This window comes from Acidovorax cavernicola (assembly GCF_003581445.1).
Genome location: NZ_QXMN01000003.1, coordinates 148,368 through 159,974 on the forward strand (window position 1 = coordinate 148,368; position 11,607 = coordinate 159,974).

At 68.1% G+C, this 11,607-nt stretch carries 12 protein-coding genes; 6 read left to right on the forward strand and 6 right to left on the reverse strand.

Annotated elements, in window-relative coordinates:
* Positions 1 to 6: 6 nt before the first annotated feature.
* Positions 7 to 1,008, reverse strand: coding sequence for a tripartite tricarboxylate transporter substrate binding protein (locus D3H34_RS05155; RefSeq protein WP_119552359.1), 1,002 nt, complete (start codon positions 1,006 to 1,008; stop codon positions 7 to 9).
* A 192-nt stretch (positions 1,009 to 1,200) separates the two neighbouring features.
* On the opposite strand from D3H34_RS05155, the gene D3H34_RS05160 reads away from it, so the two are divergent.
* Positions 1,201 to 2,754, forward strand: a complete 1,554-nt coding sequence (locus D3H34_RS05160; protein WP_119552360.1) for a long-chain-fatty-acid--CoA ligase — start codon at positions 1,201 to 1,203, stop codon at positions 2,752 to 2,754.
* A gap of 40 nt (positions 2,755 to 2,794) precedes the next feature.
* Here the strand turns inward: D3H34_RS05160 and D3H34_RS05165 are convergent, their stop codons facing one another.
* Complete coding sequence (locus D3H34_RS05165) at positions 2,795 to 3,076, reverse strand: hypothetical protein (protein WP_119552361.1); 282 nt, start codon at positions 3,074 to 3,076, stop codon at positions 2,795 to 2,797.
* Between the two features lie 175 nt (positions 3,077 to 3,251).
* Here D3H34_RS05165 and D3H34_RS05170 point away from each other — a divergent pair, with 175 nt between their 5' ends.
* The 3 genes from D3H34_RS05170 to D3H34_RS05180 are packed head-to-tail and all read left to right on the forward strand — an operon-like array spanning position 3,252 to position 5,979.
* Positions 3,252 to 4,079 (forward strand): helix-turn-helix domain-containing protein, encoded by an 828-nt coding sequence (locus tag D3H34_RS05170; RefSeq protein WP_119552362.1) that lies wholly within the window; start codon positions 3,252 to 3,254, stop codon positions 4,077 to 4,079.
* Between the two features lie 35 nt (positions 4,080 to 4,114).
* Positions 4,115 to 5,068: a DMT family transporter gene (locus D3H34_RS05175; protein WP_119552363.1), complete on the forward strand. Its 954-nt coding sequence runs from the start codon at positions 4,115 to 4,117 to the stop codon at positions 5,066 to 5,068.
* Positions 5,065 to 5,979, forward strand: a complete 915-nt coding sequence (locus D3H34_RS05180; RefSeq protein WP_119552364.1) for an alpha/beta hydrolase family protein — start codon at positions 5,065 to 5,067, stop codon at positions 5,977 to 5,979. Before D3H34_RS05175 ends, D3H34_RS05180 begins: the two co-directional genes overlap by 4 nt.
* Before the next feature lie 95 nt (positions 5,980 to 6,074).
* Here D3H34_RS05180 and D3H34_RS05185 read toward each other — a convergent pair whose 3' ends face one another.
* Positions 6,075 to 6,380: an immunity protein TriTu family protein gene (locus D3H34_RS05185; RefSeq protein ID WP_119552365.1), complete on the reverse strand. Its 306-nt coding sequence runs from the start codon at positions 6,378 to 6,380 to the stop codon at positions 6,075 to 6,077.
* 1,194 nt (positions 6,381 to 7,574) lie between these two features.
* On the opposite strand from D3H34_RS05185, the gene D3H34_RS05195 reads away from it, so the two are divergent.
* Positions 7,575 to 8,024 (forward strand): helix-turn-helix domain-containing protein, encoded by a 450-nt coding sequence (locus tag D3H34_RS05195; RefSeq protein ID WP_119552367.1) that lies wholly within the window; start codon positions 7,575 to 7,577, stop codon positions 8,022 to 8,024.
* Positions 8,025 to 8,061: 37 nt separating this feature from the next.
* Positions 8,062 to 8,454, forward strand: a complete 393-nt coding sequence (locus D3H34_RS05200; protein WP_119552368.1) for a VOC family protein — start codon at positions 8,062 to 8,064, stop codon at positions 8,452 to 8,454.
* A gap of 22 nt (positions 8,455 to 8,476) precedes the next feature.
* Here the strand turns inward: D3H34_RS05200 and D3H34_RS05205 are convergent, their stop codons facing one another.
* From D3H34_RS05205 to D3H34_RS05215, 3 genes are read right to left on the reverse strand one after another with little or no spacing between them, the layout of a single operon-like run.
* On the reverse strand, positions 8,477 to 9,508 hold the full coding sequence (locus tag D3H34_RS05205; protein WP_119552369.1) for a phosphotransferase: 1,032 nt from the start codon (positions 9,506 to 9,508) through the stop codon (positions 8,477 to 8,479).
* On the reverse strand, positions 9,505 to 10,314 hold the full coding sequence (locus D3H34_RS05210) for an enoyl-CoA hydratase-related protein (RefSeq protein ID WP_119552370.1): 810 nt from the start codon (positions 10,312 to 10,314) through the stop codon (positions 9,505 to 9,507). Before D3H34_RS05210 ends, D3H34_RS05205 begins: the two co-directional genes overlap by 4 nt.
* 36 nt (positions 10,315 to 10,350) lie before the next feature.
* Positions 10,351 to 11,574: an ABC transporter substrate-binding protein gene (locus tag D3H34_RS05215; RefSeq protein ID WP_119552371.1), complete on the reverse strand. Its 1,224-nt coding sequence runs from the start codon at positions 11,572 to 11,574 to the stop codon at positions 10,351 to 10,353.
* Positions 11,575 to 11,607: the final 33 nt, after the last annotated feature.

The window sequence follows — 11,607 nt, forward strand, 5'->3', positions numbered from 1 at the left end:
GAAATCTCAGTCGTCGAGCTTGATGCGCAGGTCGCTCACGAAGCGTTTTTCATCGGCATAGGTCTTGTGCGCCCAGGCCGTGTAAGCGGGGCTGTCCATGTAGAACTTGACGTAGTCGTTCAGCTCCAGCGTGCGCACGAACTCGGGGTCGTCCACCGCCTTGCGGAAGGCCTCCTGCAGCGCCTGCACGACCTTCGGGTCCATGCCGCGCGGGCCGGCGATGCCCCACGAGCCGTTGGCGACCACGTCGTAGCCCAGCTCCTTCGCGGTCGGCACGTTCTGCCGGTTGGGTGAGCGCGCCTCGTTGAAGGTGGCCAGCAGGCGCACGCGCCCGCCCGCCACGGCGGCGCCGAAGCCGGCCTCGGACACGGCATCCACATGGCCGCCCATCAGCGCGTTGTAGAGCTCGGCCGCGCCCTTGAAGGGAATGAAGTTGAACTTCACGCCCGCCAGCGCCGCCAGCCGCTCCATCGACACGTGCGAGGTGCCGCCGCGCCCCGTGGTGCCGTAGGAAATCTCACCGGGTTTGGCCTTGGCCGCGGCCAGCAGCGCGTTCAGGTCTTTCCACGGCGCGTCCTGGCGCACCGTGATGCCCAGCGTGGCGGCCGTCACGTTGGCCACGTAGGTGAAGTCGACGGCCGGGTCGTAGCTCACCTTCTGCAGGTGCGGCAGGCGGTAGAGCGAACTCAGCATGAGCGACAGCGTGTAGCCGTCGGGCGCGGCCTTGCGCGCCATGGTGGTCGGCGCCAGCGTGGCGGCCACGCCGGGCTGGTTGAGGATCACGATCTGCTGCTTCAGCTCGCGCGAGGCCGCCAGGGCCAGCGCGCGTGCCTGCACGTCGGTGGCGCCGCCCGCGGGGTACGGCACCAGCAGCGTGATCGGCTGCTTGGCGAACAGGCTCTGGGCCTGTGCCACGAGTGGCAAGAATGGCAGCGTGGTGCCTGCGGCCGCAAGCGCCGCGCCGCGCAGCAGGCGACGGCGCGCCGGGTCGGTCGGGAAGGATGTCATGGCTTGTCTCCAGTCGGTCGATCGGTCGATGTGCGGCGATGGTCGCGCGCAGCCCGCCGACGGTCACCGTCGCTTCGGACGACTTTGGCCGCCACTGCGCTTTCGATCCCGTCGCTTCGGACGATGCAGGCGCGGCGCGGCCATTCCATACTCGGCGCACAACAACGAATCGACCGACGGAGACCGCAGTCCATGGACCTGACCCAGCCCCTGCACAAAGCCCTGCAGGAACGCCCGAACGCCACCGCCCTCGTGTGCGGCGCGCGCCGCAGCACCTTTGCCCAGTTCGTCGACCGCGTGGCGCGGCTCGCGGCCGTGCTGCAGTCGCTCGGCCTGCAGCCCGGCGACCGCGTGGGCCTGCTGGCGCTGAACTCCGACCGCTACGTCGAGTACCTCTACGCCACCTGGTGGGCGGGCGGCGTGATCAACCCCGTCAACATCCGCTGGAGCGCGCGCGAGGTCGCGTACTCGCTGGACGATTGCGACACGCGCATCCTGCTGTCCGACGCGCACTTCGGCGCCGTGGCGCAGCAGCAGCGCGAACTCTCGCGCTCGCTGAAGACGCTGGTGCATTTCGGCGACGGCCCCGCTCCCGAAGGCATGGCCGATGCCGAAGCGCTCATGGCGCAGGCGCAGCCCGTGCCCGACGCACGGCGCGGCGGCGCCGACCTGGCCGCCGTGATGTACACCGGCGGCACCACCGGCCTGCCCAAGGGCGTGATGCTCACGCACACCAACCTCTACAGCGGCCAGCTCTCGGCCAACATGGCCGCCACGCGCCCCGCCGAAGCGGTGGGTCTGAACATGGCGCCCATGTTCCACGTCGGCGGCGCGGGCCTCACGCTGCAGCTGATGATGCGGCTGTGCACGCAGGTCATCATCCCGGCCTTCGACGAAGTGAAGGTGCTGGAGGCCATCCAGAACGAGCGCGCCAGCGAGACCTTCATGGTGCCGACCATGCTCAAGCGGCTCATCGAGCATCCGCGCTTTGCCGAGTTCGACACCACGCCGCTGCAGCTCGTGCTGTACGGCGCCGCACCCATCGACGACGCGCTGCTGCTGCAGGCCATCGAGAAGCTGCCGCGCGCGGGCTTCTGCCAGCTCTACGGCATGACCGAGCTGTCGCCCGTGGTCACCGTGCTGCCCACGTGGTGCCACCACCCCGACCAGCCGGCCGCGCGCCGCCGCTCGGCCGGGCGGCCCGTGCCCATCGCCGAGGTGCGCATCGTCGACACCGAAGGCCGCCCCGTGCCCAACGGCACCGTCGGCGAGATCGCCGCGCGCGGACCGATGGTGATGGCCGGCTACTGGAACAAGCCCGAACAGACCGCCGAGGTATTGCGCGATGGCTGGATGCACACCGGCGACGGCGGCGTGATGGACGCCGACGGTTTCGTCTACGTGGTCGACCGGCTCAAGGACATGATCGTGAGCGGCGGCGAGAACATCTACTCGGCCGAGGTCGAGAACGCCATCACGCAGCTGCCGCAGGTCTCGATGTGCGCCGTGGTCGGCGTGCCCGACGACCAGTGGGGCGAGCGCGTGCATGCCGTGGTCGTGCTGCGCGCCGGCGAGGCCCTGAGCGTCGAAGCGCTGGTGGCGCACTGCAAGACGCTGATCGCCGGCTACAAATGCCCGCGCAGCGTGGAGTTCCGCGAAGAGATTCCGCTGTCGCCGGCGGGGAAGATGCTCAAGTACAAACTGCGCGAACCGCACTGGGAAGGGCGCGAACGCAAGGTGGGGTGACGCGAAGCGGCGTGTAGGGAGTCTGGCGTGCGGGTGCGTTTCACCCGCTTCGGGTATGGTGGCAGGCCGCCACATGCCCTTGCCCTCCCGCGACATGCAACGCCGCCGCCTCCTCCCCACCCTCGTCCTGCCGTGCCTCTTCTTCCTGGGCCTGCCGCCCGCATGGGCGAACGGCAGCCTGCAGTGCGACGGCCGGCCCTACGCGGTCGAGATCCAGTTCAGCCTCTCGACCGGCCAGCTCACCGAGTTGATCGTCTCGCGCACCGCCCCCGGCAAGGAAGAAAGCGAGCGCTTCACCCTGCAGCAGCGCTTCGTCGACCATCGCCAGCAGCTCATGCGCGCGCGGCACCGGCCTCGAGCGCCCGCAGGTGGCCGTGGCACTGCGCGTGGCCGGCGCCACGGGCACACTCAGCTACCGCGGTGCGCAGTACGAACTGCGCTGCAGCTGGACTGCGCTGGGCTGACCGGGCCCATCCTTTCTTGCGTTCGCACTTCGCATGCCGCAAGACCGCACCCTTCTGTACGCCGGACGCGGGTTCGAGGTGGCGCATGTGCGCCTGCACGCGCCGCAGGGGCCGGTGTGGAGCGACCTGTACACCGTGGCCTCGCCGCGCGTGGTCTTTCCCATCGGCCGCACCCGGCTCGACGTGCGATCGGGCGACGACACCTGGCTGACCGACGCGCTCACCGCCATCCGCTTCGGCGATGCCACCGCCTACCGGCTGCGTCCGGAAACCGCCGCCGTACGGCACAGCCTCGTCGTCAGCGGCCACGCATCGGTCGGTCCGACCCACGGTGCCAGCACCACGGGCGTGAGCGTCTGCCTGATGACGCCGCAGGCGCTGTACCGCATGCACGCGGCAAGGCGCCAGCTGCCGGACACCGACGGCACGCAGGCCGCGACCCTGGTTGCTTCGCTCGTCGCCTACCTGGCCGGCGCCCCGCATCAGGCCCCGTGGCACGGTGCCGTCGCGCGCGCCAGGCAACTGCTGCTGTCTGAAGGCAGCGGCCCGGGCACGCGCGTGCTCTCGCTGGACGAACTGGCCGAGGCCGTGTCGCGATCGCCCTTTCACCTGGCGCGCCGCTTCCGGCAACAGACCGGCCTGAGCCTGCACCAGTACCGCCAGCACCTGCGACTGGCCTCGGCGATGGAGCGACTGGCCGACGGCGAGCGCGACCTCGCCGGCCTCGCGCACGACCTGGGCTACTGCAGCCAGAGCCACCTGGGCGCCGTGTTCCGCCAGGCCGTGGGCGTCACGCTCGGCGACGCCCGCCGCGTGCTCGGGCCGGCCGGCACAGGCGCAAGTGCAAGCGCACGAATCTGATAGCTTTCGCGCCGGCCACGCCACAGACTGGCCCGATGACGACATCGCCTCGCACCCTCTGGATCGGCGCGCTCGCCGCACTGGCCGCTGCCCTCATCGGCAGCGCCTGGCAACTGCTGTCGCGCCACGGCGTGACCGCCACCGCGCTCGGGCCGATGGACCTCGCGCTGCTGCGCTACGGCATTCCCGCGTTGCTGCTCAGTCCGCTGTGGCTGCGCGGCAGGCTCGTGCCGCCCGGCGCCTCGCGCGGCGCGCTCGTGCTGCTCGTCGTCGGCGGCGGCCTGCCCTTCGGCCTGCTGGTGCTGGCCGGCGCGCAGTGGGCACCCGCCAGCCACATGGGCATCTTCATGGCCGGCAGCCTGCCGCTCTTCACCGCCCTGGGCGCGTGGATCTACCGGGGCGAGCGCGTGCAGGGCCTGCGCCTGCTCGGGCTGGCCGGCATCGCCGTCGGCATGACGATCTTCGCGGCCGGCAGCTTCGGCGACACCCTGCGGCAACAGCACTGGCGCGGCGACCTGCTCTTCCTGGCAGCGGCGCTGCTGTGGACCGTCTACTCCCTCGCCTTCGGCCGGTGCGGCATGAGCGCATGGCAGGGTGCGGCCTTCGTCAACGGCGCATCGACCCTGCTGCTGTTGCCGCTGCTGTGGCTCGCCGGCCTGCCGCGACTCTTCGCCGCACCGTGGACCGACATCGCCGTGCAGGCCGCAGGGCAAGGCGTGGTCGCCGGTCTGCTGGGGCTGGTCGTCTACGGCATCGCGATCACGCGGTTGGGCGCCGCACGTGCCGCGCTGTCGTCCGCCCTCGTGCCTGTGCTGACCACGCTCGGCGCGGCATGGTGGATGAACGAGCCCGTCACGCGGCCCGCACTGTGGGCGCTGTCGTTCGTGGTGCCTGGTGTGGTGCTTGCGAGTGGCGCGCTGCGGCGGCGGGCGCCGGCGCAGAATGCGACGGCGTCCTTGCAGCCCACGTCCGAAAGCCCTCGCCCATGAAAAACAAGAATCGCCTTCGCACCGCCGCGCTCGTTGCCGCCACGTTCGCGTCGCTCTTCGCCTTCTGTGGCGCGGGCTGGGCGCAGCGACCGGAGCCGCAGCAACAGCCGCAAGTACAGCAACAACCGCTGCAACGCAGCGTCGTGCGCGTGCCCACACCCTTCGTCGAGAACGGCACGCCCGTCACGCTCGAGATGGTCATCTACAAGCCCGACGGCGCCGGCCCGTTCCCGACCGTCGTGTTCAACCACGGCTCCACCGGCATCGGCAACGACCCCGCCCTGTTCAAGCAGACCTGGGCCCCCGAGCGTCTGGCCCGTTGGTTCATGCAGCGCGGCTGGCTGGTGGCCTTTCCGCAGCGGCGCGGACGCGGCCAATCGGATGGCCTCTACGACGAAGGCTTCACCGCCAAGCGCGAGCACTACAGCTGCGAACCCGCCATCGCCCTGGCCGGCTTCGACCACGCCGTAGCCGACCTCGACGCCGCCGTGGCGTGGCTGCAGCGCAGCCCCGACGTCGACACCCGCCGCATGGAGATCGCCGGCCAGTCGCGCGGCGGCATCCTCGCCGTGGCGTATGCAGGCATGCGCCCCGACGTGTTCCAGGGCGCCATCAACTTCGTCGGCGGCTGGATGAGCGACAAGTGCCCCGGCAACACCGCCGACGCCATCAACCCCGTCGCCTTTCGCCGGGGCGCGGCCTTCGCCAAACCCACGCTGTGGCTCTACGGCGAGAACGACCCGTACTACGCGATGTCGCACAGCCGCAAGAACTTCGTAGCCTTTCGCGAAGCTGGCGGCAAGGGCCGCTTCGAGAGCTTCACGCTGGAGCCCGGGATGAACGGGCATGGGCTGATTGCGCAGCAGGGGTTATGGGGGAAGGTGGTGGAGGGGTATCTAGGGGCGCCGTGAGGTGGGGTGCCGGCGGTGACCGGAGCGCCTGAGCTGCGGCCATGCGCGTAGCTATGCTGCGCCGGACACGTCATTCAGATGCCGTAACCCTTCGTTCATAACGCTATTCCCAGCGCCTCGAAGAACGGGGAAAACTTCTTCGACATCTCCCCTCCCTCTTGCAAGGTCCCGCGATCCGTGTAGAGCGAACGTTCGGTTTGAAGATCAATGGCTTCAGCATCGTAGTCACCACTTTCCCAGACGGTGATCCGACCTATCGCTGTCGGTGCATCGACATCCAGGCGTGCCGAGGGATTGGCTGAAGGCTCGCTTTCGGTCAGTCGCATGTCGATGTTCTTTGGCCCCAGGGCTCGGTCTGCCCGAACCGTTTGGGTCCAGTCCAGGAATCTTCTCAGCATCATTCCTCCAATGTGAGCACTCGGACTCGTTCCTCAGAGCAGACCTCTGTCCGGTGCTCAGGTTCGGTGTCGTCTCCAGATTGGCGAAGCGGTTCTTCGCCAGCCTTAGCGAAGTTCAACTTTTTCATCGCATCTTGAGTTTCACGAGTGTGCTGTCAGTGGATCTGATGACTAGGCAGGGCTCTTCAAAGGTGATCTTTGCACTCTCTTTCAAATACCGAGAGTTACCCAAATTCGCCATTGCGAGCAAGTCGCACGTAGACCCCTTAGTGCACGAGTAGAACCAGCCATCCACACGAATGGTGCCGGACCCCCTTGGTCCATAGAAGGCGTAAACAGTGAAGTCACCCGCGTCCGGGATCTTTACCGTATGCGTTTTCATCTCGTGAACCGGGTACGCCTTCGCGATCCACGCAGTAACAGCCTCGACGTTCTGCAAACGCATCGGCGCGTCCTGAGCTGGGGCGCAGAATGACATCAGTGCGAGCGAGATCACGGCCAAGGAATGGCAGGCGGATTTTCTTGTTTTTTGAAGATCAGGGGCAACGAGCAAGACCTGACCTTGACCCCCGCTAACTGCTGTATTCGAGAACTGGCTTCCCGAGTGCAGCAAGGTACAAATCGCAGTTGACTCGTAGCTCTTCAACGGTTTCGCCCGCAGGAACCGCTGGTTCCACGCTGTGGCCCTGCACCCTACCGTCTTCGTAGTAGTAGATCTCATAGATGGCGACCGCTCCGTCTCGACTTATTACGCGATATTCCCAAGTCATATATCCTCATTTTTGGGTAATCGACAAGAGGCGTGGGGAGACTTTGCGCTGCGCAGTTCCTCCCACTGCACAACGTCGTCGACCTCAATGCTCTCTCGAATTTTTCTCATCACATGTCCCTCATGCTTTTTTGTTTGAATTGCTGAGCATCTGCGACCCGCTCTTCGCGGGTCGGATTGATCGCTTTTGCACGGCCAATCGCCCCCTCAGGTGACGCGCACTGCCACGCAGCGCGCCCCGTACAAGTTGTTTCAAGATAGCCGAAACGCCGCATCCAAACAACGACGGATTGACCCCACTCGACTCAGCGCCGAGCTCCTGAAACTAAAAGTACGCCGAAGCCTTCAACCCCTGTTGTCCCCAAGCGACTGAAACCGCAAACCGTGCGGCTTCGCATTTGTGCCCCCAAATTGAGCACAATCCCCCCATGCCAAACATCGCCTCCATCCTCAAAGCCGAAATCTCCCGTGTCGCCCGCAAGGAAGTCCGCGCGGAAATCGAAACCCTCAAGAAGGCATCGGTCGCGCACCGGGCCTCGATTGCCGACTTGCGCCGTCAGGTGAGCGCGCTCGAGAAGGAACTGCGCAAGGTCGCCAAGGGCTCCGCGCGCCAGGCGTCGGTCGCAGCCGGTGCTGCGGGCGATGACGCCGACGCAGGCGGCCCCAAGCGCCGCTTCAGCGCCAACCGGCTGGCCGCGCACCGCGCCAAGCTCGGGCTGTCCGCCGCGATCTATGGGCAGCTGGTCGGCGTGTCGGGCCAGACGATCTATCACTGGGAGCAAGGCAAGGCACGCCCGCGTGCGGCACAGCTGGAGCGACTGGCCGCCGTGCGGGATCTCGGGGCGCGCGAGATTGCCGAGCGGCTGGAAGCGCAGTAAGTAGAAGCAGCGCCAACGACCGGCCACGCCATCGCCCATGAAGCTCGGCTACACCATCGTCTACGTTCCCGACGTAGCCCAATCGCTGAAGTTCTTCGAAGCAGCCTTCGGCCTGCCCACGCGCTTCCTGCACGAATCGGGCACTTACGGCGAGCTTGAAACCGGCGAGACCACGCTGTCCTTTGCCGCGCATGCGCTCGCCGATTCCAACTTTCCGGGCGGGCATGTCGCCGCCTCGGAATCCGTGCAACCGCTGGGCATGGAGCTGGGCCTGGTGACGCCCGACGTGCCTACCGCCCACAGCCGGGCGCTTGCGGCCGGCGCCACGGAATTGTCGGCGCCGGTGACCAAGCCCTGGGGACAAGTGGTCTCGTACGTGCGCTGCCCCGACGGCACGCTGGTCGAGCTGTGCTCGCCCATCGGCGGCTGACCGAACGTGATCGATCGGGCGCTCAGTCGATCAGCGCCACCGCCCGCCGCGCGAACCCCGCGGCCTGCGCGCCCACCTGCACGGCATCCTTCGCCGCGGCGCTGCCACTCTTGGCGCGCGCCGCGATGCCTTCGAGGATGACGGCGAAGCGAAACAGCGAGAACGCCAGGTGGAAGTTCGTCACCGGTTCGGCGCAGCCGCCGGCCTGCTGGTAGCGGGCCACGTACTCCGCTTGCGTGGGAATGCCTTCGGCCGCGAGGTCGATGCCCTGCATGCCCTCGAACTCGTCGGCGCCGGTGTGCCAAGCCATGCAGTTGTAGGCCACGTCGGCCAGCGGGTGGCCGAGGGTCGACAGTTCCCAGTCGAGCACGGCGATCACGCGCGGCTCGGTGGGGTGGAACATGAGGTTGCCGAAACGGAAGTCGCCGTGCGCGATGGTGGTCTGGTCGCCCGGCGGCATGTTCGCGGGCAGCCAGGCGATGAGGCGGTCGATGTTGGCGTCTTCGCGGGTGCGCGAGGCTTCCCACTGCCGGGTCCAGCGGGCGATCTGGCGCTGGAAGAAATTGCCGGGACGGCCGTAGTCGGTGAGGCCGACAGCCGCAAGGTCGACGGCGTGCAGGCGCGCGAGCGTGTCGGCCATCGCGAAGTAGTAGGCGCGGCGCTCGGCGGGCGCGATGCCGGGCAGCGCGTAGTTGGGCATCACGCGGCCCTCGAGCTTCTCCATGACGTAGAAAGGCGTGCCCACCACGGCGCGATCGTCGCAATACAGCACGGTGCGCGGCACGGGCACGTCGGTATCGGCCAGTGCGCGCAGCACGCGGTACTCGCGGTCGACCGCGTGCGCCGAGGGCAACAGTTCGCCGGGCGGCTGCTTGCGCAGCACCAGCGCGCGGTTGTCGAAGTCGACGAAGAAGGTGGGGTTCGATTGCCCGCCGCCGATGCGCGCCAGGCGCATCGGGCCTTCGAGCGTGGGCAGCGCCTGCCGCAGATAGCGCTGCAGGCGTTCGGCGTCGAACTCGATGCCCGAAGCCGTGGAGTCAGCAGCCCCGCTCATGGCCGGCGGAACACGGGGTCGCGCTTTTCCAGGAAGGCCTTCACGCCTTCGGCGAAGTCGGGGCGGTCGATCAGCTCGCGCTGGCGCTCGGCCTCGTGGCGCATCTGGCCCACGAGCGACTGGCTCGCGGCCGATTCGTACACGGCGCGGATTTCCTTCGCCGCATGCGCGGGCAGGCGCGCGAGCCGCTGCGCGACGGCGACGGCCTGGGCGCGCAGTTCGGCATCGTCCACGCAGGCCCACACGAGGCCCCATTGCGCGGCCTGTTCGCCCGACAGGCGTTCGCCCAGCAGCGACATGCCGACGGCACGCGCGCGGCCGACGAGGCGTTCGAGGAACCAGGTGGTGCCCAGGTCGGGCACGATGCCCAGGCGCGGCATGAAGGGCAGGTAGAAGTAGGCGGAGCGCGCCGCCAGCACGACGTCGGCCGCCAGGGCCACGCCCACGCCGGCACCCGCGGCGGGGCCGTTGATGGCGCTCACCACCGGAAAAGGCATGTTGCGCAGGTCTTCGATGAGGCGGTTCGAGGTCGCCTCCATCGCATCGGCCGTGCGCTGGCCCAGGCTGCCGGGCGCGCTGGCGTCCATGTTGCCCAGGTCTGCGCCCACGCAGAACGACTTGCCGACGCCGGTGAGCACCACGGCGCGCACCTGGCCTTCGTCGCGCAGCTGCGCGAGCTTGCCGCGCAACGCTTGCTGCAACGGCACGGTGAGCGGGTTGAGCCGCTTGGGAATGTTGAAGCTGAGGATGGCGACGTCGCCGTCGCGTTCGTACAGAAGAGGGTCCTGGTCTTCAGGCTGGGTCATGGGGGTTCCGTGTGGCGTGGATGGATGAATGGGTCGTCACTTCATGTTCAGCGCGGGCCCGACGGGGTCGAGGTCCACGCCGTTGAAGCGCACGGGCTGCATGGAGGCGTAGGCGTGCAGGTCGGCGGCCGAGTTGGCCATGCTCACGCCGGGCAGCAGCATGGCGATGCGCGGGCTCTTGAGGGTGCTGGCGGCCACGCGCACGCTGTCGCGCGTGGGGTTGGCGCCGGCCTCGCGCAGCACATGGGCCATGAGCTGCGCCACGATGTAGCCCGACACGCCGCTGCCGTTGCTCGGGTCGACGCCGCTGGCATGGGTCTTGAGCAGTTCGAGGTACTCGAGCACCTCGGCGTCGCGGTTCCAGCGCGGGCTCATGGGCTCCTTGTAGACGGCCAGCGCGACCACGCCCTTGGCCTTGTCGGCACCCGCGGGCTCGAAAGCCATCTTCACGGAGGCGGCGGCGAAGTTGAGGTAGCGGTCGGGCGTCCAGCCCACGTCGGCGACCTTGCGGATGGCCTGCGCGGCGGTGCGCGCGGTGGCGGCCATCACGAGCACGTCGGCACCGGAGGACTTCAGCTGCACCACCTGCGAGTCGACGGTGGGGTCGGTCACCTCGAAGGTGGCCTGCGCGACCACCTTGGCCTTGCCCTGCTTCGACAGCCCTTCCTGCAGGCCCTTGAGCACTTCGCGGCCGAGGTCGTCGTTCTGCATGAGCACGGCGATCTTGGCATCGGGCCGGTTCTCGATGATGTGGCGCGCGAACACGCGGCCCTCGCCCTGGTAGCTGCCGAGGAAGGGCACGGTCCACGGGTACTTGCCGGCATCGTCGAACTGCGAGGCGCCTGACTGCACGAAGAGCTGCGGCACCTTCTTGGCGTTCATGTAGCGCTGGATCGCCATGTTCGGCGCGGTGCCCAGGTTGCCGAAGATGGCAAGTACCTGGTCTTCCTCGACGAGGCGGCGTGCCACCTCGACGGTCTTGGGCGGCGAGTACTGGTCGTCGTAGATCAAGAGGCGCACCTTGCGCCCGTGGATGCCGCCCTGCTCGTTGAGTTTCTTGAAATAGGCCTCGGCCACCTTGCCGACCACCGAGTAGCCCGAGACGGGCCCCGACAGCGGCATGGGCATGCCCAGCACGATCTCGGCGTCGCTCACGCCCGACTCGGCCTTCTTCTGCGCCAGGGCGGGCAAGGCCGCGCACAGCGCGGCGGCGGCACCGGCAGCCAGGGCGGCGCGGCGGGGAATCATCGAATGAACCATCTCGTGTCTCCTTCTTTCTTGTTTGGAAAACGA

Bases quoted from the DNA above. Each gene is read 5' to 3' on its own strand.
- D3H34_RS05155 (WP_119552359.1), bottom strand. From the start codon at position 1,008: ATGACATCCTTCCCGACCGACCCGGCGCGCCGTCGCCTGCTGCGCGGC.
- D3H34_RS05160 (WP_119552360.1), top strand. From the start codon at position 1,201: ATGGACCTGACCCAGCCCCTGCACAAAGCCCTGCAGGAACGCCCGAAC.
- D3H34_RS05165 (WP_119552361.1), bottom strand. From the start codon at position 3,076: ATGGTCGACGAAGCGCTGCTGCAGGGTGAAGCGCTCGCTTTCTTCCTT.
- D3H34_RS05170 (WP_119552362.1), top strand. From the start codon at position 3,252: ATGCCGCAAGACCGCACCCTTCTGTACGCCGGACGCGGGTTCGAGGTG.
- D3H34_RS05175 (WP_119552363.1), top strand. From the start codon at position 4,115: ATGACGACATCGCCTCGCACCCTCTGGATCGGCGCGCTCGCCGCACTG.
- D3H34_RS05180 (WP_119552364.1), top strand. From the start codon at position 5,065: ATGAAAAACAAGAATCGCCTTCGCACCGCCGCGCTCGTTGCCGCCACG.
- D3H34_RS05185 (WP_119552365.1), bottom strand. From the start codon at position 6,380: ATGATGCTGAGAAGATTCCTGGACTGGACCCAAACGGTTCGGGCAGAC.
- D3H34_RS05195 (WP_119552367.1), top strand. From the start codon at position 7,575: ATGCCAAACATCGCCTCCATCCTCAAAGCCGAAATCTCCCGTGTCGCC.
- D3H34_RS05200 (WP_119552368.1), top strand. From the start codon at position 8,062: ATGAAGCTCGGCTACACCATCGTCTACGTTCCCGACGTAGCCCAATCG.
- D3H34_RS05205 (WP_119552369.1), bottom strand. From the start codon at position 9,508: ATGAGCGGGGCTGCTGACTCCACGGCTTCGGGCATCGAGTTCGACGCC.
- D3H34_RS05210 (WP_119552370.1), bottom strand. From the start codon at position 10,314: ATGACCCAGCCTGAAGACCAGGACCCTCTTCTGTACGAACGCGACGGC.
- D3H34_RS05215 (WP_119552371.1), bottom strand. From the start codon at position 11,574: ATGGTTCATTCGATGATTCCCCGCCGCGCCGCCCTGGCTGCCGGTGCC.